This window comes from Streptomyces anthophorae (assembly GCF_049310305.1).
In the GTDB taxonomy this organism is placed as follows: domain Bacteria; phylum Actinomycetota; class Actinomycetes; order Streptomycetales; family Streptomycetaceae; genus Streptomyces.
This window is the reverse complement of the sequence record NZ_JBLWQQ010000001.1, coordinates 430,828-455,849: the sequence shown is the minus strand read 5'-3', so window position 1 is coordinate 455,849 and position 25,022 is coordinate 430,828. Positions and strand designations below refer to the sequence as shown.

General features: G+C 71.0%; 19 protein-coding genes and 1 pseudogene. 10 read left to right on the top strand and 10 right to left on the bottom strand.

Going from position 1 to position 25,022, the window contains the following annotated elements:
• Positions 1-11: 11 nt before the first annotated feature.
• The 8 genes and pseudogenes from ACNYS0_RS01995 to ACNYS0_RS01960 all read right to left on the bottom strand — a co-directional run bounded on the left by ACNYS0_RS01995 (position 12) and on the right by ACNYS0_RS01960 (position 10,555).
• Complete coding sequence (locus ACNYS0_RS01995) at positions 12-869, bottom strand: bifunctional methylenetetrahydrofolate dehydrogenase/methenyltetrahydrofolate cyclohydrolase (protein WP_422470867.1); 858 nt, start codon at positions 867-869, stop codon at positions 12-14.
• Positions 870-907: 38 nt separating this feature from the next.
• Complete coding sequence (gene purU, locus ACNYS0_RS01990; RefSeq protein ID WP_422470866.1) at positions 908-1,786, bottom strand: formyltetrahydrofolate deformylase; 879 nt, start codon at positions 1,784-1,786, stop codon at positions 908-910.
• 13 nt (positions 1,787-1,799) lie between these two features.
• On the bottom strand, positions 1,800-3,179 hold the full coding sequence (locus tag ACNYS0_RS01985; RefSeq protein WP_422470865.1) for an L-serine ammonia-lyase: 1,380 nt from the start codon (positions 3,177-3,179) through the stop codon (positions 1,800-1,802).
• Complete coding sequence (locus tag ACNYS0_RS01980; RefSeq protein ID WP_422470864.1) at positions 3,179-3,790, bottom strand: sarcosine oxidase subunit gamma; 612 nt, start codon at positions 3,788-3,790, stop codon at positions 3,179-3,181. The genes ACNYS0_RS01985 and ACNYS0_RS01980 overlap by 1 nt, the downstream gene beginning before the upstream one ends.
• Positions 3,780-6,946 (bottom strand): annotated as a pseudogene (locus tag ACNYS0_RS01975) (sarcosine oxidase subunit delta family protein). Before ACNYS0_RS01975 ends, ACNYS0_RS01980 begins: the two are co-directional and overlap by 11 nt.
• Positions 6,947-6,967: 21 nt before the next feature.
• Positions 6,968-8,197: a sarcosine oxidase subunit beta family protein gene (locus ACNYS0_RS01970; RefSeq protein ID WP_422470863.1), complete on the bottom strand. Its 1,230-nt coding sequence runs from the start codon at positions 8,195-8,197 to the stop codon at positions 6,968-6,970.
• Positions 8,194-9,495, bottom strand: a complete 1,302-nt coding sequence (locus ACNYS0_RS01965; RefSeq protein WP_422470862.1) for a serine hydroxymethyltransferase — start codon at positions 9,493-9,495, stop codon at positions 8,194-8,196. Before ACNYS0_RS01965 ends, ACNYS0_RS01970 begins: the two co-directional genes overlap by 4 nt.
• 154 nt (positions 9,496-9,649) lie before the next feature.
• Positions 9,650-10,555, bottom strand: coding sequence for a LysR family transcriptional regulator (locus ACNYS0_RS01960; protein WP_422470861.1), 906 nt, complete (start codon positions 10,553-10,555; stop codon positions 9,650-9,652).
• A 161-nt stretch (positions 10,556-10,716) separates the two neighbouring features.
• On the opposite strand from ACNYS0_RS01960, the gene ACNYS0_RS01955 reads away from it, so the two are divergent.
• Entirely contained in the window at positions 10,717-13,029 is a 2,313-nt protein-coding gene (locus tag ACNYS0_RS01955) for an FdhF/YdeP family oxidoreductase (protein ID WP_422470860.1), read from the top strand.
• On the opposite strand, the gene ACNYS0_RS01950 is transcribed toward ACNYS0_RS01955, so the two are convergent.
• Entirely contained in the window at positions 13,017-13,814 is a 798-nt protein-coding gene (locus ACNYS0_RS01950; protein WP_422470859.1) for an IclR family transcriptional regulator, read from the bottom strand. The genes ACNYS0_RS01955 and ACNYS0_RS01950 overlap by 13 nt on opposite strands.
• Positions 13,815-14,367: 553 nt before the next feature.
• On the opposite strand from ACNYS0_RS01950, the gene ACNYS0_RS01945 reads away from it, so the two are divergent.
• The 7 genes from ACNYS0_RS01945 to ACNYS0_RS01915 all read left to right on the top strand — a co-directional run bounded on the left by ACNYS0_RS01945 (position 14,368) and on the right by ACNYS0_RS01915 (position 22,841).
• Positions 14,368-15,453 carry an S-(hydroxymethyl)mycothiol dehydrogenase gene (locus tag ACNYS0_RS01945; RefSeq protein ID WP_422470858.1) on the top strand — a complete coding sequence of 362 codons (1,086 nt, stop codon included), beginning with the start codon at positions 14,368-14,370 and terminating at the stop codon, positions 15,451-15,453.
• A gap of 96 nt (positions 15,454-15,549) precedes the next feature.
• Positions 15,550-16,692 (top strand): aromatic ring-hydroxylating oxygenase subunit alpha, encoded by a 1,143-nt coding sequence (locus ACNYS0_RS01940; protein ID WP_422470857.1) that lies wholly within the window; start codon positions 15,550-15,552, stop codon positions 16,690-16,692.
• A gap of 28 nt (positions 16,693-16,720) precedes the next feature.
• Positions 16,721-17,041 carry a bifunctional 3-phenylpropionate/cinnamic acid dioxygenase ferredoxin subunit gene (locus ACNYS0_RS01935; protein ID WP_422470856.1) on the top strand — a complete coding sequence of 107 codons (321 nt, stop codon included), beginning with the start codon at positions 16,721-16,723 and terminating at the stop codon, positions 17,039-17,041.
• Positions 17,038-18,231 carry an NAD(P)/FAD-dependent oxidoreductase gene (locus ACNYS0_RS01930; RefSeq protein WP_422470855.1) on the top strand — a complete coding sequence of 398 codons (1,194 nt, stop codon included), beginning with the start codon at positions 17,038-17,040 and terminating at the stop codon, positions 18,229-18,231. The genes ACNYS0_RS01935 and ACNYS0_RS01930 overlap by 4 nt, the downstream gene beginning before the upstream one ends.
• Before the next feature lie 111 nt (positions 18,232-18,342).
• Positions 18,343-19,017 (top strand): GntR family transcriptional regulator, encoded by a 675-nt coding sequence (locus tag ACNYS0_RS01925; RefSeq protein ID WP_422470854.1) that lies wholly within the window; start codon positions 18,343-18,345, stop codon positions 19,015-19,017.
• Positions 19,018-19,228: 211 nt separating this feature from the next.
• Positions 19,229-20,314, top strand: a complete 1,086-nt coding sequence (locus ACNYS0_RS01920; RefSeq protein ID WP_422470853.1) for an S-(hydroxymethyl)mycothiol dehydrogenase — start codon at positions 19,229-19,231, stop codon at positions 20,312-20,314.
• 67 nt (positions 20,315-20,381) lie between these two features.
• Positions 20,382-22,841 (top strand): GcvT family protein, encoded by a 2,460-nt coding sequence (locus ACNYS0_RS01915; protein ID WP_422470852.1) that lies wholly within the window; start codon positions 20,382-20,384, stop codon positions 22,839-22,841.
• Between the two features lie 28 nt (positions 22,842-22,869).
• On the opposite strand, the gene ACNYS0_RS01910 is transcribed toward ACNYS0_RS01915, so the two are convergent.
• Entirely contained in the window at positions 22,870-23,532 is a 663-nt protein-coding gene (locus tag ACNYS0_RS01910; protein WP_422470851.1) for an alpha/beta hydrolase, read from the bottom strand.
• A 150-nt stretch (positions 23,533-23,682) separates the two neighbouring features.
• Here ACNYS0_RS01910 and ACNYS0_RS01905 point away from each other — a divergent pair, with 150 nt between their 5' ends.
• Positions 23,683-24,267, top strand: a complete 585-nt coding sequence (locus ACNYS0_RS01905) for a sigma-70 family RNA polymerase sigma factor (RefSeq protein WP_422470850.1) — start codon at positions 23,683-23,685, stop codon at positions 24,265-24,267.
• A complete protein-coding gene (locus tag ACNYS0_RS01900; protein WP_422470849.1) occupies positions 24,264-25,019 on the top strand; it encodes an anti-sigma factor in 756 nt (251 codons plus the stop codon). The genes ACNYS0_RS01905 and ACNYS0_RS01900 overlap by 4 nt, the downstream gene beginning before the upstream one ends.
• Positions 25,020-25,022: the final 3 nt, after the last annotated feature.

The window sequence follows — 25,022 nt, the reverse complement described above, 5'->3', positions numbered from 1 at the left end:
TACGTGACGTCCTAACGCGCCGCCCCTCGTTCCGCCGCCTCCACCACATTGGTCAGCAGCATCGCCCGTGTCATCGGGCCGACACCGCCGATCTTCGGCGCGAGGCGGCCCGCCACCCCGGCGACGTCCGGGTGGACGTCGCCGAGGATGCCCTCGATGGTGCGGGTGATGCCGACGGAAAGGACCGTGGCGCCCGGTCTGATCCAGTCGGGGCGGACCAGGTGGGCCGAGCCGGCGGCCGCGACCACCACGTCGGCCGCGCGGGCGTGGGCCGCGATGTCCTCCGTGCGCTCGTGGCACATGGTCACCGTGGCGTGCTCGCTGCTGCGGGTCAGCATCAGGCCGAGCGGGCGCCCGACGGTGATGCCGCAGCCGATGACGCAGAACGTGGCACCGGTGATGCGCACGTCGCTCAGGCGCAGCAGCTCGATGATGCCGCGCGGGGTGCAGGGCAGCGGACCCGGTGTGCCGAGGACGAGGCGGCCCAGATTGGTGGGGTGCAGGCCGTCGGCGTCCTTGGCCGGTTCGATGAGTTCGAGGACGGCGTGCGTGTCGAGGTGCGGGGGCAGCGGGAGCTGGACGATGAAGCCCGTGCAGGCCGGGTCGGCGTTGAGGGCGAGGACCGCCGCCTCGACGTCGGCCTGGGTGGCGTCGGCGGGCAGCTCGATGCGCTGCGACTCGATGCCGACCTCGGCGCAGTCGCGGTGCTTGCCCGCTACGTAGACGTGGCTGCCGGGGTGGTCCCCGACCAGGATCGTGCCGAGGCCGGGAGCCGCGCCGCGGGCCCGCAACGCGGCGACGCGGGCGGCGAGTTCGGTCTTGATGTCGGCCGCGGCTCTGGTGCCGTCGAGCTTGACGAGGGTGGTCACGGAGGAACTGCCCTTCTGCCGGGCTTGGTTGAACGGGCTCAGTTGAAGATGACCGTGCGGTTTCCGTGCAGCAGGACGCGGTTCTGGCAGTGCCAGTTGACCGCGCGGGCCAGCGCCAGGCGCTCGGCGTCGCGGCCGACGAGGACGAGTTCCCGGGCGCTCTGGCGGTGGTCGACGCGGATCACCTCCTGCTCGATGATGGGCCCCTCGTCGAGGTCGGCGGTGACGTAGTGGGCCGTCGCGCCGACGAGCTTGACGCCCCGCGCATGCGCCTGGTGGTACGGCTTGGCGCCGGCGAAGCTCGGCAGGAACGAGTGGTGGATGTTGATGGCCCGCCCCTCCAGCGCCTTGCACAGGTCGTCCGAGAGGATCTGCATGTACCGGGCGAGCACCACCAGGTCGATGGCGTGCTCGTCGACCAGGCGCAGCAGCCGCTCCTCGGCCGCCGCTTTGGTGTCACGGGTGACCGGCACATGGACGAACTCCACGCCCGCCTGCTCCACCTGCTCGCGCAGATCGGCGTGGTTGGAGACGACGAGCGCGATGTCGCCGTCGAGGGTGCCGCTGCGCCACCGGTAGAGCAGGTCGGCGAGGCAGTGGTCGAACTTCGACACCATGACGAGGACCCGGGGCTTGGCCGCCGCGTCGCGCAGCCGCCAGTCCATCGCGTACGCCTCGGCCGTGGCGGCGAAGCGCTCCTCCAGCTGGGCCGCGTCCGTACCCGCGGGCGCGGTGAAACTCGTCCGCAGGAAGACGGTGCCGTTGTCGGGGTCGTCGAACTGCTGGTGCTCGGTGATGTCGCAGCCCTCGCCGACCAGGAAGGAGGTGACGGCGTGCACGATGCCGGGCCGTTCCGGGCAACTGAGGGTGAGGATGTGCTGGTTGACTGCGGTGCGTGCGCTGCGTGTGGTGGTCACGACAGGTGTCTCCTCAGCATTCGACGACGTTGAGGGCGAGGCCTCCGCGTGCGGTCTCCTTGTACTTGTCCTTCATGTCGGCACCCGTCTCGCGCATCGTCTTGATGGCCTTGTCGAGACTGACGTGGTGCCGGCCGTCGCCGTGCACGGCCATCCGGGCGGCCGTGATCGCCTTGAGCGCGGCGACGGCATTGCGTTCGATGCACGGGATCTGCACCAGGCCGCCCACCGGATCGCAGGTCAGACCGAGGTTGTGCTCGATGCCGATCTCGGCCGCGTTCTCCACCTGCTCCGGGGTGCCGCCGAGGACCTCCGCGAGCCCGGCCGCCGCCATCGAGCAGGCCGAACCGACCTCGCCCTGGCAACCCACCTCGGCCCCCGAGATCGAGGCGTTCTCCTTGAACAGGACGCCGACCGCGCCCGCGGTGAGCAGGAAGCGCACGATGGCGTCCGGGGTGGTGTCGCGCCCGAACCGCTCCACGTAGTGCAGCACCGCCGGGATGATGCCCGCCGCGCCGTTGGTCGGCGCGGTGACGACCCGGCCGCCCGCCGCGTTCTCCTCGTTCACGGCGAGGGCGTACAGCGTCACCCACTCCATGGCGTACAGGGAGTCCGTCTCCGCGGTGTCCTGCGCCGCGTCGAGCTTGCCCTTGAGCGCGGCCGCCCTGCGGCGCACCTTCAGGCCACCGGGCAGCGTGCCCTGGGCCGCGCAGCCGGTCCGCACGCACTCCTGCATGACGGACCAGATGTGCAGCAGCCCGGCCCGCACCCCCTCCTCGCTGCGCCAGGACAGCTCGTTGGCGAGCATGATCGAGCTGATCGGCAGGCCGGTCGCGCGGGTGTGGGCGAGCAGTTCCTCGGCGGTGGTGAACGGATGGCGCACCGGGGTGCGGTCGGGCACGATGCGCGGACCGTGCGCCTCGTCCTCGTCGAGGACGAAGCCGCCGCCGACCGAGTAGTACGTACGACGGGCCAGGCTCGACCCGTCCGCGCCCCACGCCTCGAACGTCATCGCGTTGGAGTGGAACTCCAGGCGTTTGTTCCGGTGGAGCACGATGTCGGTGTCGAGGGTGAGCGGGACGGGCTGCTTGTCGAGCAGCCGCAGCAGGCCCGTCTCCCGCACCCGGTCCACGGCCGGGTCCGCGAGGCCCGGATCCACGGTCTCGGGGGCATGGCCCTCCAGCCCGAGCAAGACGGCCTTGACGCTGCCGTGCCCGTGCCCGGTGGCGCCGAGCGAGCCGAACAGCTCGGCCCGGACCTGCCGCGTACGGGACAGCAGCCCGTCCCGCTCCAGCGCGTGGGCGAAGGTGTGCGCCGCGCGCATCGGGCCGACCGTGTGCGAACTGGAGGGCCCGATGCCGACCTTGAACAGGTCGAAGACGCTGATGCCCATCAAGTGGCCCCGGCGTACTCGGTGCGTTGCTCGGCGCTGTACTCGGTGCACGCGTCGGCCAGCCACGCCGCGAGGTACCCGGCGAACGACGACCTGACCAGCAGCCAGACGGACTCCGGCCCCTCCTCGCGTACGACCACCGTGACACCGGCCTGCGCGAGCAGCGTGGTGTGGCAGGTGCCGACGTCGGCCTTGCCGGGCGCGAGGTCGATGGCGCAGCCCTGGGACAGGATGTCCGGCAGCAGCGGTCCCGACAGGGCGAGGACCGTGCGCTGCGCCGAGGTGTCGGTGACGGTGGCGAACTCCTCGCCGATCGCCGTCCGCAGCCCGGCCGCCAGTTCCCCGGCCTGCCCGGCGGGCGCGACCAGGAGCCACTCGTCGGGGCCCAGCCAGAGCGCCTTGACCTCCGCGTCGAGGTGGGCACGGCAGGCCTCGGGCAGTACGTAGCCGAGGTACCCCTCGACGGCGGTGGCCGCCGCGCTGCCCGGTGTCACGCGCAGGGTGAGCTGGGTCAGGAACGGGAGCTCGTGCGCGCTGAGGCCGGCGGGCAGGTGCGGGTCCCAGTCGGCGAGCGGACTGATGCGTACGGGGGAGTGGGTGTCAGCCGTCACGGCGGGCTCCCTCCTTGTCGAAGAGGACGGGTTCGGCGACGGTCACCGGCACGGTGGCGCCGTCGAGCGGGACGAAGAGGGTCTCGCCGACGCGGGCGGTGCCGGAACGGACGAGCGCCAGGGCGAAGGTGCGTTGCAGGGCGTCGCTGCGGTAGCTGGAGGTGACATGGCCGAGCATCGTGACCGGCGGCTCGGGCACCGCCTCGGTGGCGATGATCTGGGCGCCCTCCGGGAGCAGGGTGCGCTCGTCGGTGGGCAGCAGCGCGACGAGCTGCTTGCGGTCGCTGCGCCGGTTCTCGGGCCGGGCGAAGGAGCGTTTGCCGACGAAGTCCGGCTTCTTCTTGGAGATCACCCAGTTCATGCCGAGGTCCTGCGGGGTGACCGTCCCGTCGGTGTCCTGCCCGATGATCGGGTACGCCTTCTCCGCGCGCAGCACGTGCATGGTCTCGGTGCCGTACGGGGTGAGGCCGAGCGGCTGTCCGGCGGCGTACAGCGCTTCCCAGACGTGCGTCCCGTACCAGGCCGGGACGTTGACCTCGTAGGCGAGCTCTCCGGAGAAGCTGATCCGGCACACCCTGGCCTCGACACCGGCGATCACCGTGTCGCGCCAACTCATGAACGGGAACGCCTCGTTGGAGACATCCAGGTCGTCGCCGACGACCGCGGCGAGCACCTCGCGCGAGCGCGGGCCCACGAGCGGGATCGTCGCCCAGTGCTCGGTCACGGAGGTGAGGTGGACGCGCAGCTCGGGCCACTCCGTCTGGAGCCACTCCTCCATCCACTCCAGGACCTTGGCCGCGTTGCCCGTCGTGGTCGTGACGAGGAACTCGTCCTCCGAGACGCGGATGACCGTGCCGTCGTCGATGGCCATGCCGTCGATGCCGCACATGACGCCATAGCGGATCCGACCCGGCTTCAGCGAGGCCATCATGTTCGTGTAGAGCCGGTTGAGCAGCTCACCCGCGTCCGGCCCCTGCACGCTGATCTTGCCGAGCGTCGAACCGTCCATCATCGCCACGCCGCCCCGCGCCGCCCGGCACTCGCGCTGCACCGCGTCGTCCATCGTCTCGCCGGGCAGCGGGTAGTACCAGGGCCGCTTCCACTGGCCGACGTCCTCGAACAGCGCGCCGTGCCGCTCGTGCCAGGCGTGCAGCGCGGTCACCCGCACCGGGTCGAACAGCTCGCCCCGGTTGCGGCCCGCGAACGCCGCGAACGCGATCGGCTGCACGGGCGGCCGGAAGCTGGTGGTGCCCAGCTCGGCGATGTCCGTGCCGAGGCCCTCGGCGACGATGCCCGAGGTGAGGATCCCGGACGTACGGCCCTGGTCGTGCGCGGTGCCGATGGTGGTGTACCGCTTGACGTGCTCGACGGAGCGCAGCCCCGCGCGGGTCGCCCGGAACACGTCGCTGACGAGCGCGTCGCGTTGCAGGTCGACGAACTGGGACGTGCCGTCCGCGCCGTCCCGCGGGCTGGGCACACGCCACAACACGGCGATGGGGGAGGGGAGTTCCGTGGCGGCCGCCGGCACGCCGACCGGCGCGACGGTGACGCCGAGCGCCTCAAGGGCCGCGGCCGTCGCGGCGATGCCGCTGCCGAGGCACTCCCCGAGCGTGCGCAGACCCTCCGCGGCGCCTGCCGTGCGTACGGTGGCCAGGGCCTTGGCGGGCACGAACGTGGCGAGTTCCGCGTCGTAGCGCAGCTTTCCGCGCGCCTGGCTGAACAGGGCCACGGCCGGGTTCCAGCCGCCCGAGACGAGGAGCACGTCGCAGTCGACACCGTGCCGCCGGGCGTCGTCCGCCGAACGCCGGGCGATGTGCACGCGGGAGATGCGCTCGACACCGCTGGTGCCGGTGACGACGTGGTCGCGGTGGAGCGGGATGCCGCGCTCGGCCAGCGCCCCGGCGAGCCGCTCGGGAACGGTCGGCCGCGCGTCCACGACGGCGGCGAACTCCACGCCCGCGTCGGCGAGTTCGAGCACCGCGTCGTACGCCGAGTCGTTCGTCGTGAAGACGGCGATCCGGCGGCCGGCGAGGACGCCGTACCGGTTCAGGTACGTACGGGCCGCGGAGGCCAGCATGATGCCGGGGCGGTCGTTGTCGTCGAAGGCGATCGGCCGCTCGGTGGCGCCGGTCGCGTGCACGACCTGCTCGGCCCGGATGCGCCACACCCGCTGCCGGGACACATGGCTCGGGGCGGCGGCGCCGAGGTGGTCGGTGCGCTTCTCGAGGGCCAGGACGAGGTTGTCGTCGTAGTGGCCGAAGGCGGTGGTGCGGGTCAGGACGGTCACGTTCGAGGACGCCGCGAGCCGGGCCGTCACCGAGTCGACCCACTCCTGCGCGGGCCGGCCGTCGATGGTCTCGCGCGTGCCGAGCAGGCCGCCGCCCGGCTCCGGTGCGCTGTCGACGAGGACGACCCGGACGCCCGCGTCGCACGCGGCGAGCGCGGCGGCGAGACCGGCCGGGCCGGCGCCGACGATCAGCAGTTCGGCGTGCAGGTGCCGCGCGTCGTACCGGGAGGGGTCGGCCTCGGCGGCGAGCCGCCCCTGGCCGCCGAGGCCGCGTGCCACCAGACCGTCGTAGAGCTCGATCGTCGTGGCGGTGAGCATCGGCTCGGGGAACGGGGCCTCGATCTGGACGAGAGCGTTGGGCTCCTCGACACCGGCGGCCAGGATGCCGCGCGGGCGGCCGTACTTGATGCTCGTCGCCACCCGGTGCACACCGTTCGCGAGCAGCGCGGAGGCGAGGGTGTCCCCGGGGTGCCCGGTGTAGGGGGTGCCGTCGAATTCGAAGTCCAGCGTGGTGGAGCGGTCGATGCGGCCGTGTGCGTCGGGGGCGCGGAAGGGAGTTGTCATGCGGTCGCCTCCTGGCGCTCTCGCGTGCCGGTGCCGAGCGGGTTCGGGGAACCCACGGGGTACACGGTCAGGAACTCGTAACTCACGGTGTCGCGCACGGCGTTGAACCAGCGGCGGCAGCCCGCCGTGTGCGCCCACCGCTCGGCGAACGGACCCTTGGGGTTGTCGCGGAAGAACACGTACTGGGCCCACTGCTCGTCGTCGAGCGCGTGCGGGTCGGCGGGGTGCTCGACGTGTGCCTGGCCCCCGTAGTGGAACTCGGTCTCCTCGCGCGGCCCGCACCAGGGGCAGGGGATGAGCTGCATGGATCTCTCCTAGGAAGGGGCTCAGTGCGCGACGGCGGCGGCGCCGTGCTCGTCGACGAGGGCGCCGGTCGTGAACCGGTCGAGGGTGAACGGCGCGTTGGTGTCATGGGGTTCACCGGTCGCGATGGTGTGCGCGTACGCCCAGCCGACGCCCGGGGTCGCCTTGAAACCGCCGGTGCCCCAGCCGCAGTTGAGGTACAGGTCCTCGACGGGGGTGAGCCCGACGATGGGGGAGGCGTCCGGGGTGGTGTCGACGATGCCGCCCCAGGTGCGCAGCATGTGGGCGCGCGCGAACACCGGGAACAGCTCCAGGGCCGCCGCCATCTGCCGCTCGATGATGTGGAAGGCGCCGCGCTGCCCGTAACCGTTGTAGCTGTCGATGCCGGCGCCCATGACGAGTTCGCCCTTGTGCGCCTGCGACACGTACACGTGCACCGCGTTGGACATCACGACGGTGGGGTGCACGGGTTCGAGCAGCTCGGAGACGAGTGCCTGGAGCGGGTGGCTCTGCAACGGCAGCCGCAGGCCGACCATCTGCGCGAGCACGGAGGTGTGTCCGGCCGCCGCGAGCGCGACCTTCCCCGTGGCGATCCGCCCCCGGCTGGTCTGCACCCCGGTGACCCGGCCCCCGCTGACGTCGATGCCGGTGACCTCGCAGTTCTGGATGAGGTCGATGCCGTACGCGTCGCAGCGGCGGGCGAAGCCCCACGCCACGTAGTCGTGCTTGGCGATGCCCGCGCGCGGCTGGTAGGTGGCGCCGTGCACCGGATAGCGCACGTCCGGGCTGGTGTTGACGATCGGACACACCTTGGCGACCTCGTCGGGCTCCAGCCACTCGGCGTCGATGCCGTTGAGCTGGTTCGCGTAGACGCGGCGCTTGCTGTCGCGGACGTCCTGGAGGTTGTGCGCGAGGTTGAGGACGCCGCGCTGGCTGAACAGGATCGGGTAGTCGAGGTCCTGCTCAAGGGTTTCCCACAGCTTGAGCGAGCTCTCGTAGATGCCGGAGCTCTCGTCCCACAGATAGTTGGAGCGGATGATGGTGGTGTTGCGGGCCATGTTGCCGCCCGCCAGCCACCCCTTCTCCAGGACGGCGATGTTCGTGATGCCGTGGTTCTTGGCGAGGTAGTACGCGGTCGCCAGGCCGTGTCCGCCGCCGCCCACGATCACGACGTCGTAGGACTTCTTCGGGTCGGCATTGCGCCACAGGAAGTCGGGGTGGTCGGGCAGGGCGTCGCCGGGGGTGGTGGTCATCGCCGGCCTCCTTCTTCCTGGGTGGTGGCTGCGAGGGTGGGGTAGAGGGGGAAGCGCTCGGTGAGCGCGGTGACCCGCTTGCGCAGGGCGCCGGCCGTCTCGTCGTCGAAGCCGGGCAGGAACGCGGTGGCGACGATGTCGGCGACCTCGGTGAACTCGTCGGCGCCGAAGCCGCGCGCGGCGAGCGCGGGGGTGCCGATCCGGACGCCGGAGGAGACCATCGGCGGCCGGGGGTCGCCCGGGACCGCGTTGCGGTTCACGGTGATGCCGATGCGGTGCAGCCGGTCCTCGGCCTGCTGCCCGTCCAGATCGGACGCGCGCAGGTCGACGAGGACCAGATGGACATCGGTGCCCCTGGTGAGGACGTCGATACCGGCGGCCCGGGCGTCGTCGTGCAGCAGCCGCTCGGCCAGGATGCGGGAGCCCTCCAGGGTGCGGCGCTGCCGGTCGGCGAACTCCGGCTCGGCCGCCAGCTTGAACGCCACGGCCTTCGCCGCGATCACATGTTCAAGGGGACCGCCCTGCTGACCGGGGAAGACCGCGGAGTTGACCTTCTTCGCGAGCTCGGCCGTCGACAGGATCACGCCGCCGCGCGGGCCGCCCAGCGTCTTGTGCGTGGTCGTGGTGACGATGTGGGCGTGCGGCACGGGGGAGGGGTGCAGGCCCGCGGCGACCAGGCCCGCGAAGTGCGCCATGTCGACCATCAGATACGCGCCGACCTCGTCGGCGATCCGCCGGAACGCCGCGAAGTCCAGGTGCCGCGGATACGCCGACCAGCCCGCGATGATCAGCTTCGGCCGGTGCTCGCGGGCGAGGCGGGCGACCTCCGCCATGTCGACCCGGTGGTCGTCCGGGTCCACGTGGTACGCGACCACGTTGTAGAGGCGGCCCGAGAAGTTGATGCGCATGCCGTGCGTGAGGTGGCCGCCGTGTGCGAGGTCGAGGCCGAGGATGGTGTCGCCCGGCTTGAGCAGGGCGGCCATCGCGGCGGCGTTGGCCTGCGCCCCCGAGTGCGGCTGCACATTGGCGGCCTCGGCGCCGAACAGCTCCTTGACCCGGTCGATGGCCAACTGCTCGATGACGTCGGCGTGTTCGCAGCCGCCGTAGTAGCGGCGGCCCGGGTACCCCTCGGCGTACTTGTTGGTCAGGACCGAGCCCTGCGCCTGCATCACGGCGAGCGGGGCGAAGTTCTCGCTGGCGATCATCTCCAGGGTGTCGCGCTGGCGGGAGAGCTCCGCGTCGAGGGCGGCGGCCACGTCCGGGTCGGCGGCGGCCAGATCGCGTGCGTCGGGGGTCATGAGGGCTCCTTGAAAACCGACTGGTGACGCTCTGATATATCAGCGGCGGGTCGTCGTCACGGTAGCCAGCGCCAAAGGGGCGCGTCAATGGGGTCCGAAGGAGGAAAACAAGCCGCTGACCACCTGGGGAAACGGCCAGTTGCGGCGCCGGGGCTCAGCCCGGCAACACGTCCAGGACGGTGTGCATCCGCGAGGCGCGGGCCAGGTCCGCGAGCGCCTGCTCCATCACCGACAGCGGATCGCGCGGCGGCAGCAGCAGGCCGATCCGGGCGCTGCGCCGCGGGCCCATCAGCGGCACTGCCTCCATCCCGGCCGGGATCCCGAAGACATGCAGCCAGGTGTGCGGGATGATGCTCGACCACTGGCCGGTGCGCACATGCGCGATCAGCGAGGCGATCGAGTCCGTCTCCACACGCGGCGCCACCGACAGGGACAGCTCCGCGAACACGTCGTCCAGGACCCGGCGCCCCAGCATCCGCGGATGCAGCAGACACAGCGGCAGCGCGGCGGCTTCCGCCCAGCTGATCTCCTGCGCCGTCCGGCCCGGATCCTCCTGGGTGAGCACCACATAGCGCTCCCGGTACAGCGGCACGAACGGCAGATCAAGGCCCCGGCTGTGGTACGAGACCGCGCCGTGCAGCTCGAAGGCGCGCAGCCGGCGCACGATGTCATCACCCTGGAGATCTGCCTGGACGTTCACCGTCGTGTGCGGGTTCGCCGCGCAGAACGGCTGCGTGAGCAGGGCGACCGCGCCGACCGCCGTGGGCACCGCGCCGAGCCGCAGCTCCCCGCTCAACCCCTCGCGCAGCGCCGCGAGCCCCGACTCCATGGCGTCCCGGTCCGCGAGCATCCGCCGGGCCCACAGCACGACCTGCTCGCCCTCCGCCGTCAGCCCCTCGAAGCGCCGGCCGCGCCGCACCAGCGGCACCCCCAGCTCGGTCTCCAGCTTGCGGATGCCTTCGGACAGCGTCGGCTGCGACACGAAGCACTGCTCGGCGGCCTTCGCGAAGTGACCGGCGTTGGTGAGCGCGACCAGGTACTCGAGCTGGCGCAGCAGCACGGTCCCACCCCTTTTCCGGCCGACTTCGGTGGACGATGCCCGCCCATGATCGTAGCTGCCTATCAACGATCGGACTTTCCGCTTTGACCGTGGGCCGAGGGCGGACGAATGCTGGGCGCCGGGGGCGTGCCGGCTCCCGTCGAGTCGGAAACACAGAGGTGATGGGCGTGCGCGCCGTCGAAGAGCCCGAAGAGGATCTTTCCCTGAGCAAGCCCAGGACCTGGGCCACGGGAGCGCCCGCGGTGGCCCACGCCCTCCAGTACGCCCTCAGCCAGACCTCGCCCAAGCGCACCGCCCTGACCCTCCTCAACATCAACCAGGACGGCGGCATCGACTGCCCCGGCTGCGCCTGGCCCGAGGGTGCCCCGGACAAGCGGCACCGCAACGAGTACTGCGAGAACGGCGCCAAGCACATCGCCGACGAGGCCACCACGCGCCGCGTCACCCGCGCGTTCTTCGCCGAGCACCCGGTCAGCGAGCTGGCGGAGCGCTCCGACTACTGGCTCAACCAGCAGGGCCGGCTGACCGAGCCCATGGTCAAGCGCCCCGACAGCGACCACTACGAGCCGATCGGCTGGGACGAGGCCCTCGGCCTGCTCGCCGACGAGTTGAACGGTCTGGACAGCCCGGACGAGGCGCTGTTCTACACCTCGGGGCGGCTCGCCAACGAGCCCGCGTTCCTGCTCCAGCTCTTCGCGCGGGCCTTCGGCACCAACAACCTGCCCGACTGCTCCAACCTGTGCCACGAGTCCAGCGGCTCCGCCCTCAACGAGACGCTGGGCATCGGCAAGGGCAGCGTCAGCCTCGACGACCTGCACAACAGTGACCTGGTGTTCGTCGTCGGCCAGAACCCCGGCACCAACCACCCCCGGATGCTCACGGCCCTGGAGGAGACCAAGCGGCGCGGCGGGAAGATCGTCGCGGTCAATCCGCTGCCCGAGGCGGGTCTTCTGCGCTTCAAGCACCCGCAGAAGGCGCGCGGTGTCATCGGCCGCGGCACCGAGATCGCCGACCAGTTCCTCCAGATCCGGCCGGGCGGCGACCTCGCCCTGTTCCAGGCGCTGAACCTGCTGCTCCTGGAGGCGGAGGACAAGGCCCCCGGCACCGTCCTCGACCGCGAGTTCATCGACACCCACACCTCCGGCTACGAGGTCTTCACGGACAACATCCGCGGACTCGACTGGGCGGAGGTCCTCAAGGCCACGGGGCTCACCCGCGAGGAGATCGAGGAGGTCCACCAGCGGGTGCTCGGCGCCAAGAACGTCATCGTGTGCTGGGCCATGGGCCTGACCCAGCACAAGCACGGCGTCCCCACCATCCGCGAAGTCGTCAATTTCCTTCTGTTGCGCGGAAACATCGGCAGGCCGGGCGCCGGTGTCTGCCCGGTGCGCGGCCACAGCAATGTGCAGGGCGACCGCACCATGGGCGTGTGGGAGCGGATGCCGCAGTCGTTCCTCGACGCCCTGGAGAAGGAATTCGGCTTCGCCCCGCCCACCCGGCACGGGGTCGACGCGGTCGACGCGATCCGGGCCATGCGCGACGGCCGGGCCCAGGTGTTCGTCGGCGTGGCGGGCAATTTCGTCCGCGCGACACCGGACAGTGATGTCACCGAACGCGCCCTGCGCAATTGCCGGTTGACGGCCCAGATCTCCACGAAACTGAATCGCTCGCACGCCGTCTGCGGACGCACCGCGCTGATTCTGCCCACGCTGGGGCGCAGCGACCGCGACATTCAGTCCGGCGGTGAACAGTTCATGACCGTCGAGGACTCGATGAGCGATGTGCACGCCACGCGCGGCCGGCTCGCGCCCGCCTCACCGGCGCTGCTCAGCGAGGTGTCCATCATCAGCCGCCTCGCCCGCAGGACCCTGGGGGAGCGGCACGACATCGCCTGGCAGGAATTCGAGAACGACTACGACACGATTCGCGAGCACATCGCGAACGTGGTGCCGGGATTCGACGACTTCAACCGGCGTGTGCGCGAACCGGGCGGCTTCAACCTGCCCAACCCCGTGAACAAGCACGTCTTCCGGACGGCGAGCGGCACCGCCGTCTTCACCGCGAACACCTTCACCGGGCTCACCGCGCCGCCCGGCCACCTGATCCTTCAGACGCTGCGTTCGCACGACCAGTGGAACACCATTCCGTACGCGATGGACGACCGCTACCGCGGTATCAAGGGTGCGCGGCGCGTCGTCCTGGCCAACGCCGAGGACCTCGCCGAACTGGGCATCGCCGAGGGCGCCCTGGTCGACCTGATCAGCGTGTGGACCGACGGCAGCGAACGCAGGGCCCCCGCGTTCCGCGTCGTCGGCTATCCGACGCCCCGGGGCTCCGCCGCCGCCTACTACCCGGAGACGAACGTCCTCGTGCCGCTGGACAGCGTCGCCGAGAACAGCAACACCCCCACGTCGAAGGCCGTGATCATCCGGATGGAACCGGCCGAGGGGGAGGTCCCCGCTCAGTCCAGGTAGCCCATCTTGCGGCTGATGTCCTGCGCGCTCCTCAGCAGCGTGGGGGAGAGTTCGTGCATCCGCTCCTCGGTGAACCGGTAGGCGGGACCCGAGGCGCTGATCGCGGCGATGACCTCACCCTGGGCATTTCTGATGGGTGCGGCCATTCCGTGCAGCCCGAGCTCCAATTCCTCGAGCGTCACCGCATATCCGCGCTCAAGGGTCTGCGCGAGATCCTTCTCGAGTTTTCCCTTGGCGGTCAGGGTGTGCGGTGTCATCTTTTTCATGTGGGAGGCCGCGAGCATTTCCGCGCGTTCCTGCTCGGGGACATGAGCAAGGAGCACCTTTCCACTGGATGTGGCATGCATCGGGGTGAGCTGGCCGACCCAATTGTGCGTGCTGACCGCCATGGGACCGCGCACCTGGAGCACGTTCACCGCGTAATGTTCCTGCAGTATCGCGATGTTGACGGCCTCGCCGAATTCCTCCGCGAGTTGCTCGCAGAACGGGCGGGCCTGCTGGGTCACATCGAAATTGTCGGTGACCGAGCTGGCCAGGCGTACGATGCCGAATCCGATCCGGTACTTTCCCCGGTCGCCCGACTGCTCGACCAGGTCGCGCGCCTCGAGCGCGCCCAGCAGACGGAAGGCCGTCGACTTGTGCACGTCGATTTCCGCGGCGATCTCACTGACGCCCGCTTCCCCGCGCCGGGCGAGAATCTCCAGAACGCTCACGGCGCGGTCGACGGACTGCACTCCGGCGCCCGACGATCCCGATGTCTCGCTGTCTGCGTCATGCTTTCTCATGGCGCGACTATAGGTGCTGGCCGCGGACGGGCGGCAGGGCGATGCGGAAGCGGATCTTCGACTCCAACTGCACGATCGTCTCCGATAAGTGGCGTCTCCTTTATCAGGACAGAAAAGTCCCGCCTCGCCACTGCCGCTACCCGAGTCGGCGGGAGTCATGCACCCTTGCGCATCGTCGTGAGGCGAACACGTGAGCGATGTTCTGGCCCGGCCCCCTGCGGAAGGGGCGCTTCGAGGGCTCCTGAGGGACGGTTGGTGAAGGCCCGCAACGCCCGTGCGCTGCAACGCAGTTGACGACCCCCTGTCGGCGCCGGCACGTGGTGCGGGACGCCGGGTTTCAGTGTGGCGCGACAGTTCCCAGATCCCTCTTGACACGCGCCGTCGACGGAGACGACAGTTTGGGCGTTGCGTAGAACGCGTCAAGGTTCTTCATGCGCAACAGAGTTCGGTGCTTCAACAGATCTTCAAAAGCTCCCCTTCGGCTCTTCTGCCTCCCTCAACAGACTCCGCCGGGTCCCCGTGCTCGGCCGTCCCCGCAGCAAGGAGCTCAACCGTGACTCACGAGGTTCGCGCAGTGGTCGCCCGCAAGCAGGGCGCCCCCGTCTCCGTGGAGACGATCCTGGTCCCGGAGCCCGGGCCGGGGGAGGCGCTGGTACAGGTGCGGGCCTGCGGCGTCTGCCACACCGATCTGCACTACCGGGAGGGCGGGATCGGTGACGAGTTCCCGTTCCTGCTCGGCCACGAGGCCGCCGGTGTCGTCGAGTCCGTCGGTGACGGGGTCACCGACGTGGCGCCCGGCGACTTCGTCATCCTCAACTGGCGCGCGGTGTGCGGAAGTTGCCGGGCCTGTCGGCGCGGCCGGCCCTGGTACTGCTTCGCCACGCTCAACGCCACGCAGCCCATGACCCTGCTCGACGGCACGCCGCTCTCGCCGGCCCTCGGCATCGGCGCGTTCGCCGAGAAGACCCTCGTCGCCGCGGGTCAGTGCACCAAGGTCGACCGGTCCGCCCCGGCCGCCGCCGCGGGCCTGCTCGGCTGCGGCGTCATGGCGGGCTTCGGCGCGGCGGTCAACACCGGCGGCGTCGGCCGGGGCGACTCGGTGGCCGTGATCGGCTGCGGCGGCGTCGGCATCGCGGCGATCGCCGGGGCGAAGGTGGCGGGCGCCGCCCGCATCATCGCCGTCGACATCGACGAGCGGAAGCTGGCGAAGGCCGAACGGTTCGGCGCCACCGACACCGTCGACTCCTCCAGGACCGACCCCGTCGAGGCCGTGCGCTCCCTCACCGGCGGCTTCGGCGCCGACGTCGTCGTCGAGGCGGTCGGCCGCCCCGAGACCTACCAGCAGGCCTTCTACGCCCGCGACTTGGCGGGCACCGTCGTCCTCGTCGGGGTGCCCACCCCCGAGATGAAGCTGGAACTGCCGCTCGCCGACGTCTTCGGCCGCGGCGGCGCCCTCAAGTCCTCCTGGTACGGGGACTGCCTGCCCTCCCGCGACTTCCCCGCCCTCATCGACCTCTACCTCCAGGGCCGCTTCGACCTCGGCGCCTTCGTCAGCGAGGAGATCGGCCTCGACGAGGTGGAATCCGCGTTCGACGCCATGCGCCGCGGAGACGTACTGCGCTCAGTGGTGACGCTGTGAGCGCGGGGGTGCTCTGAGCCCCCGTCACCACACACGAACTCGCATCGCTTCGGCACCTGCCGCATGTCCGCACGACATCTACCGAGGTGACATCTGATGAGCACCGCCAGCCTGCCCCCGAGCCTGATCTCCACGCTGCCCGGCGACTACTACACCGACCCGCGGATCTTCGCTCGGGAGCAGGAGCACATCTTCGAGTCCATGTGGTTCTGCGTGAGCCGCGCGGCCGACCTCACCAAGCCGGGCAGCTTCCGCACCTACCAGGTGGGCCGGGAGAGCGTCCTCGTCTCGCGCTCCCGCGACGGTTCGATCCGCGCCTTCCTCAACATCTGCCGGCATCGCGGCGCCAAGCTGTGCACCGAGGAGTCCGGCGAGGTCAAGCGGAACTTCCAGTGCCCCTACCACGCCTGGACCTACGGCCTCGACGGCAAGCTGGTCGCCGCGCCCAACCTGACGTCCATGCCCGACATCGACCGCACCGAATACGGTCTGGTCAACGTGCACGTGCGCGAATGGCTCGGGTACGTATGGGTGTGCCTCGCCGAGCAGCCCCCCTCCTTCGAGGACGAGGTGATCGGCGCCGTCAGCGAGCGGCTCGGCGGCGCCGAGGCCATCGAGAACTACGCGATCGAGGGCCTCGACGTCGGCCGGCGCATCACGTACGACGTCCAGGCCAACTGGAAGCTCATCATCGAGAACTTCATGGAGTGCTACCACTGCGCCACCATCCACCCCGAACTCACCGAGGTGCTCCCGGAGTTCAAGGACGGCCTCGCCGCCCAGTACTTCGTGGGGCACGGCGCCGAGTTCGCCGAGGAGGCGCAGGGCTTCACCGTCGACGGCTCCGAAGGACTCGACCGCATCCCGTCGGTCGCCGATGACCAGGACCGGCGCTACTACGCGATCACCGTGCGGCCCCAGGTGTTCATCAATCTGGTCCCGGACCACGTGATCCTCCACCGGATGTACCCGATCTCCCACGACCGCACCATCGTCGAGTGCGACTGGCTGTACCTGCCGCACGTCGTCGACAGCCACGGCGACGGCAAGGACATGGAGCGGTCCGTCGAACTGTTCCACCGCGTCAACCAGCAGGACTTCGACGCCTGCGAACGCACCCAGCCCACGATGAGCTCGCGTGCCTACGTCAAGGGCGGCGTCCTCGTCCCCAGCGAACACCACATCGGCGAGTTCCACACCTGGCTCCAGGCCAGGCTCGGCGCACAGCACGCCAATTGACCGTCCATTTGTTTCCTGGAGGTTCCCCATGATCCCGGTGTGCCGCATCGAAGATCTGCCCCCTGGTGAGTCCATCCGCGTGACCGAGGGCGTGCCGACCCCGGTCGCCGTCTTCAACGCGGACGGCACGGTGTACGCCATCGACGACACCTGCACCCACCAGGACGCCTCGCTGGCCGACGGCTTCCTCGAGGGCTGCTTCGTCGAATGCCCCCTGCACGAGGCGTCGTTCGACCTGCGCAACGGACGCCCGACCTGCCCGCCCGCGAAGACGCCCGTCCGCACCCATCACGTCACCGTCAAGGACGGCCAGGTCCTGCTTCACGTCACCGTTGGGGAGCCCGCATGAAGCACATCACCGTCGTCGGAGCCTCGCTCGCCGGCCTCAGCGCCGTCCGGTCGCTGCGCGCCGAGGGGTACGAGGGAGAGATCACCGTCGTGGGGGAGGAACTGCACCGGCCCTACGACCGCCCGCCCCTGTCCAAGGCCTACCTCAAGGGCGACGTCACGGCCGACGCCCTCGAACTTGGGGACGCCGAGGAGTACGAATCGCTCGACATCCACTGGGAGCTGGGCGACCGCGCCGTGCACCTGGACTGCTTCAACACCTCGGTCATCCTCGGCAACGGGCGCCGGATCGAGACGGACGGCGTCGTGGTCGCCACCGGCTCGACGGCCCGCCGTCTGCCCGGCACGGACGGCCTCGCGGGCGTGCACACCCTGCGCACCCTCGACGACGCCCGGAGTCTGCGCACCGAGCTGGTCAGCGGGGTGCCCCGGATGGTCGTCATCGGCGCCGGATTCATCGGCGCCGAGGTGGCCGCCACCGCCCACCACCTCGGCCTCGACGTCACCGTGGTCGAGGCGCTCGACACCCCGCTGGAACGCCAGCTGGGCGCCGAGATGGGCCGCCTGTGCGCCTCCCTGCACACCGACCACGGCGTCCGCCTGCTGTGCGGGACCGGAGTCGCGGAACTGGAGAGCGGCGGCGGCCGGGTCACCGGCGTGCGGCTCACGGACGGACGGCTGCTGCCCGCGGACATCGTGCTCGTCGGGGTGGGGGCCAGGCCGGTCGACGACTGGCTCGCCGACTCCGGTGTGTGGGTGGACAACGGCGTGGTCTGCGACGCGGGCGGCGCCTCCAGCGTGCCCAACGTCGTCGCGGTCGGCGACGTCGCCCGCCGCCCGCACCCCTTCACCGGCCGGCACGCCCGCATCGAGCACTGGTCGAACGCCGCGGAGTCGGCCGCGACGGCGGCCCGCACCCTGCTCACCGGCGAGACCGCCGTGCCCCGGGCCACCCCGCCCTCCTTCTGGTCCGACCAGTACGACGTCCGGATCCAGCTCGCCGGCGTCGTGAACCCCGGAGCCGAGCTCGAACTCGTCGAGGGCAGCTACGAGGACCGGTCCTTCGCGGCGCTCTACAAGGAGGACGGGGTACCCACCGCGGTCCTCGCCATGAACCGCTCCAAGATCTTCAACCGGCTCCGCCGCACCCTGGTCCCCGCCACGGAAAGGATCGCGCCCGCCGCCGTCTGACGGGCCCGCCACCATGTCTTCGCCTCTCCCGCCGTGCCGCACCCCTGATATATCAATGCTTGGATGCGGTACGGTGAGGTCCCATCCGGGACACGTCAAGGGAGGGGCGAGATGGCATCTGTGCCTGCCGCCGGGGGCCAGTCGCACGGCGCGACACTGGCCGACCAGGCGTATCAGGAGATCACGGACCGGCTCGTCACCCTCCAGATCCGTCCCGGTGAACCCGTCCACGACGGGCGGCTCGCCGCCGACCTCGGCCTCGGCCGCACCCCGGTCCGCGAAGCCCTCAAGCGCCTGGAGACCGAGCGGCTCGTCGTCGCCTTCCCCCGGCGCGGCACCTTCGCCACCGAAGTACAGATCGCCGACCTCGGCCACATCTCCGAGGTCCGTCAGGAGCTCGAACCCCTCGCCGCCGCGCGTGCCAGCAAGCGGGCCACCGCGGCGGACCGGGAGCGGCTGCGCGCACTGCTCACCCGCGTCGAGGAGGAGTCGCGGACCGCGCCGGAGCCCGGCGATGTCGCCCTGCTCCGTCTCGACATGGCGGTGCACCGCGCCGTCTACGCGCTCACGTACAACCCGTACCTCGAAGCCACGCTGGTCAACTACGACAACCTCGCCACCCGTATCTGGTGCCTGTTCATCGACCGCCTGGCCGGACTCGAGCAACACGTACACGAGCACGGGCAGTTGCTGCGGGCCGTCATCGAGGGCGACGCGGCCAAGGCGTCGGCCGTGTCCGCGGAGCACGTGGAGAACTTCGAGCGCGCGATCCGCTCGATCATCTGAGGTCGTCGACCGCCCCTCAACCATGGGGAACGCGGGGCCCATTGACGCCCGCCACGCAGCGGTTCTAGTGTGCCGAGCGCTGGTATATCAATCACGCTCAACTGTCGTGTCAATTCCACGTGCATACGCGGCCGCCGCCCCGAGGCGCACGGTCCGCGTCTCTCCCGAACGCCACAAGCCCCCACGGCGGGCCGCTGCTCGGAGGATCCCCATGCCCCATCAGGTCAAGGCAGTCGTCGCCCGCGCGGCAGGCGCACCGGCGACCCTGGAGACCGTGACCGTGCCCGATCCGGGCCCCGGTGAGGCCCTCGTCGACATCCAGGCCTGCGGCGTGTGCCACACGGATCTGCACTACCTCCAGGGCGGCATCGGCACGGAATTCCCCTTCCTTCTCGGGCACGAGGCGGCGGGCGTGGTCGCGGCCGTCGGGCCCGATGTGACCGACGTCGCCGAGGGCGACTTCGTCGTCCTCAACTGGCGGGCGGTGTGCGGCAGTTGCCGGTCCTGTCGGCGCGGGCGCCCCTGGTACTGCTTCGACAGCCTGGGCGCCACCCAGCCCACCACCCTGGACGACGGCACCCCCCTGGTCGCCGCCCTCGGCATCGGCGCCTTCGCCGAGAAGGCCCTGGTCGCCGCGGGCCAGTGCACCAAGGTCAACGCGGCGGCTCCGGCCGCGGCCGCCGGGCTGCTCGGCTGCGGCGTCATGGCAGGCTTCGGCGCCGCCGTGCACACCGGCGGCGTCACCCGCGGCGACTCCGTCGCGGTCATCGGCTGCGGCGGCGTCGGCATGGCGGCCCTCGCCGGCGCCGAACTGGCCGGTGCCACCCGGGTGATCGCGGTCGACGTCGACGCCCGCAAGCTCGACCTCGCCGGGAGATTCGGCGCGACCCACACCGTCGACCCCACCGCGACCGACCCCGTGCAGGCCGTCCGCGACCTCACCGGCGGCCACGGGGCCGACGTCGTCATCGACGCGGTCGGCCGCCCGGAGACCTACCGGCAGGCCTTCTACGCCCGCGACCTCGCCGGAACCCTCGTGCTCGTCGGTGTGCCCACCGCCGACCGCACCGTCCAACTGCCTCTCCTCGACGTCTTCGGACGCGGCGGAGCACTGAAGTCCTCCTGGTACGGCGACTGTCTGCCCTCCCGGGACTTCCCGCAGCTCGTCGACCTCCACCTCCAGGGCCGGTTCGACCTGGACCGGTTCGTGAGCGAGACGATCGACCTCACCGATGTGCAGGGCGCCTTCGACCGGATGAGCCGCGGCGAGGTGCTGCGCTCGGTCGTCCGCCTCTGACGACACCACCAAGACCCCTCCCACGTCACGCCACCCCGTGCACCCATGAACTCCCGGAGGACCCACCATGACCTCGCAGTCTTCGCAGCCCAAGGTGGTCATCATCGGAGCCGGCATCGTCGGCTGCTCCCTCAGCGACGAACTCACCGCCCTCGGCCGGACAGACGTCACCGTCCTCGAACAGGGGCCCCTCTTCGCGACCGGTGGATCCAGCTCGCACGCCCCCGGCCTGGTCTTCCAGACCAGCCCCTCCAAGACCATGACCGAGTTCGCGCGCTACACCGTCGAGAAGACCAGCGCCCTCGACCTCGACGGCGACTGGTGCTACCGGCAGGTCGGCGGCCTGGAGATAGCCACGACTCCCGAACGCCTCGCGGAACTCGAGCGCCGGCACGGCTGGCTCACCTCCTGGGGCGTCGAGAGCCACCTCCTGGACCCCGCCGAGTCCGCCAAGCTGCACCCGCTGCTCGACCCCGACGCGATCCTCGGCGGCTACCACATCCCCAGCGACGGCCTCGCCAAGGCGCTGCGCATCGGTGAGGCACAGGCCCGTCGCGCCATCGCCCGCGGTGCCACCTTCCTCGGCCACCACACCGTCACCGACATCGAGACATCAGGCGGCGCCGTCAGCGCCGTCGTCACCGACCGCGGCACCTTCCCCGCGGACATCGTGGTGTCCTGCGCCGGATTCTGGGGCCCGCGCATCGGCCGCATGGTCGGCCAGCACGTGCCGCTCGTCCCCATGGGCCACCAGTACGCCACCACCACACCGATCACCGAACTCAAGGGCCGCAACAGCCAGTCGGACGAGGCGAACCTGCCGATCCTGCGCAACCAGGACGCCGGCCTGTACTACCGCGAACTCGTCGACCGGATCGGCATCGGCTCGTACGCCCACCGACCGATGCCGATCTCCGCCGACGACGTCGTTCACCCCGCCGACAGCCCCGACCAGCCCTCGAAGCTCGACTTCACGAAGCCCGACTTCGCAGGCGCCTGGGCCGACACCCGCAGGCTGCTGCCCGCCCTGAACGACGCGGAGATCGCCGACGGCTTCAACGGCCTGTTCTCCTTCACGGTCGACGGCATGCCCCTGATCGGCGAGTCCCCGGAGGTCTCCGGCTTCTGGCTGGCCGAAGCCGTGTGGGTGACCCACTCGGCGGGCGTCGCCCGGGCCGTCGCGAAGTGGATGGTCGAGGGCAGGCCCGGCATCGATCTCCACGGGTGTGACATCAACCGTTTCGAGGACGTGCAGCTGGCCCCCGACTACGTGCACGAGCGCAGCTGCCAGAGCTTCGCCGAGGTCTACGACATCATCCACCCGCTCCAGCCGCCGAACCGGCCGCGGCCACTGCGCGTGAGCCCCTTCCACACCCGCCAAAAGGAACTCGGCGCCGTGTTCCTTGAGGGCGGCGGCTGGGAGCGCCCGCACTGGTACGAGGCCAATGCCGGGCTGCCCGAGGTGTCCCGCATCAGCGAGCGGGGCGAGTGGGCCTCCCGCTTCTGGTCGCCCGTCGCGGGCGCCGAGGCCCTGGTCACCCGCGAGCGCGTGGCGATGTACGACATGACCCCGCTCAAGCGCCTGGAGGTCACGGGTCCCGGCGCCCTGGCATTCCTCCAGGGCCTGTCAACCAACCAACTGGACAAGGCAGTCGGAGCGGTCACCTACACACTCATGCTCGACGAGGCGGGCGGCGTCCTGAGCGATCTCACCGTCGCCCGGCTCGCCGAGGACCGCTTCCAGGTCGGCGCCAACAGCAACCTCGACCTCGCCTGGCTCCGCCGCCACCTGCCCGCCGACGGCACCGTACAGGTCCGGGACATCACGGCCGGCACCTGCTGCATCGGCGTATGGGGCCCGCGCGCCCGCGACCTCGTACAACCCCTGACCGACGCCGACTTCTCGCACGAGAACTTCGGCTACTTCAAGGCGAAGCAGGCCTTCATCGGGGACGTCCCGGTCACCGCGATGCGCCTGTCCTACGTCGGCGAACTGGGCTGGGAGATCTACACCACCGCCGACCTGGGCCAGCGCCTGTGGGACACGCTCTGGCGCGCCGGACAGGAGCACGGTGTCATCGCCGCGGGCCGCAGCGCCTTCAACTCCCTGCGCCTGGAGAAGGGATACCGGGCCTGGGGCCACGACATGACCAGCGAGCACAACCCGTACGAGGCCGGTGTCGGCTTCGCCGTCCGCAAGAAGAAGGGCGACTACCTGGGTCTCGACGCGATCCGCGACCTCACCAAGGACACCGTGGAACGCCGTCTCACGGCCCTCCTCATCGAGGACGACCACTCGGTGGTGATGGGCCACGAACCGGTCTTCGTGAACGGCCGGCCCAGCGGCTACATCACGAGCGCCGCCTACGGCTACACCCTCGGCCGCCCCATCGCCTACGCCTGGCTCCCCGCCGAACACGCGGAACCCGGCACACGGGTGGAGATCGGCTACTTCGGCGACAAGGTGCCCGCGACGACGGCGGCGGAGCCGCTGTTCGACCCGGAGATGACACGCATCAGGCGGTGACATGTGCTGCGACGGTGTCTCGGCCGGGTCAGGACCGCAGCAGGTCCAGCACGGCCGAGGCGGCGGCGCGGTGCCAGCGCGCACTGTCGCGCAGCATCGCGTGGTCGCCACCGGGCACCAGGGAGATCCGGGCCCGTGCACCCGCCGCCCGCGCCCGCTCGACGAACGCCACGGACGCCCCCGGGTCCGTGACCCGGTCCCGGTCGCCGTGCAGCACGACGACGTCCTTGCCGCTCAGGTGCGCGACGGGCTCGCGCTCCGGGCACCAGGGCGCCAACGCCACCACGCCCCGGACACCGGGCGCACGCGCGGCGGCCAGGGCCGCACGGCCGCCCATCGAGTGTCCCACGAGCACCACCGGCACCTCGCCGACGTGCCGCGTCAGCTCGCGCAGCGCCCGCTCGGCATCGTGCAGCGCGTCGGCGTCCGAGCCGTTCCAGCCGCGGACCCGGTAGCGCACCTGCGCCAGCAGCACGGCATCCGTCGACGGAAGGGACGCGGACACGGCCCGTACGAACGGCCTCATGCGCAGCGCCGCGAGATGCCAGGGCCGCGAAGCGGACCGGCTGTCGGCGCGGCCGCCGTGCAGGAACAGCACCGCGGCACGCGCGCCCGGCGGATTGCGGCGCACGATCAGTGCCCCGGCAGACCCGGTGGCCTCCCGGATCGCCCGCTGTTCAGGACCGGTCATTCGTCCCCCTCACTCCTTCACCGCGTGACTGCGGAATGCCCGCTACCGATCATTCGACGCCGAACGTGGGACGGTTTGGTCCACTGGACCAATCCATGGCCTCCCGGGGTCCGGATTACGCCTGGACAGTTCCCGACCACGGAGGGCCCCGTGAAAGAAGCCGTACACATCGGCAGAAACCCGTCCGCCGAACCCGATCTTCAGGAGCTCGTGGGCCGCGTCGCCCTCGGCGACGAGGACGCGTTCGCTTCGGTGTACGACAGGGTGATGGGACCCGTCCTGGGTACGGTACGCGCCGTCCTGCGGGACCTGGCGCAGTCGGAGGAGGTCGCGCAGGAGATCCTCGTCGAGGTCTGGCGCACCGCTCCCCGCTACCGCACCGACCGCGGCACGGCGATCAACTGGATCCTCACCCTGGCCCACCGGCGCGCCATCGACCGGGTCCGCTCCGTCGAGGCCGCCGCGGCGCGCGACCAGAAGGCCGCGCTCCTCGACCACATGCCCGACTTCGACCAGGTCACCGAGCAGGTCGAGGCACGCCTCGAGCGCGAGCAGGTACGCCGCTGCCTGCGCACCCTGACCGAGATCCAGCGCCAGGCCGTCACCCTCGCCTACTACCGCGGGCTGACCTACCGGCAGGTCGCCGAGTCCCTGACACTGCCCCTGGGCACGGTCAAGACCCGGCTGCGCGACGGTCTCATCCGGCTCCGCGACTGCCTGGGGGTGACCGCGTGACCACCACCGACCTGCACACGCTGACCGGCGCGTACGCGCTGCACGCGCTGTCCGACGAGGAGCGTGCCGACTTCGAGCGGCACCTGGCGCACTGCGAGGCCTGCGCCCAGGAGAGCGCCGAACTCGCCGCGACCGCGGCCCGTCTCGGCCTGGCGGCCACCGTCACACCCCGCCCCGATCTGCGCGGCCAGGTACTGCGCCGGATCACCACGGTCCGCCAGGACTCGCCCCGCGAGCCGGCGCTGTCCCGGGCCGGGCGCACGGCGGGCGCCAGGCGGCGGCTGCTGTCGCGGTGGGCGCTCGCCGCCTGCTTCGCGGCCGCCGCCGCGCTCGGCGGCACGGCCGTGTGGCAGCACCAGCGCGCCGAGGACGCCCAGGAACAGGCCCGGCAGGCGGATCAGGACAACGACCGGATCGCCGCCGTGCTCGCGGCGCCGGACGCCAAGAGCGACTCGGCGAAGCTCGCCGACGGCGCGAGGGGCACCGTCGTCGTCTCCAAGAGCCAGGACCGGGCCGTGTTCATCGCCTCCGGGATGGCACACCCGCCGCGGGGCAAAGTCTACCAACTCTGGTTCGACGACGGCGGAACCATGCGCTCCGCAGGGCTCATGAACAACGACCGCAGCGACCAGGCCGTGCTGCTGAGCGGCGCCGTGGACGGGGCGTCGGGCATGGGCATCACCGTCGAGCCGGCAGGCGGCTCGGACCGGCCGACCACCGACCCGGTGGCGCTGATGCCCCTTCCCGCCTGAGCG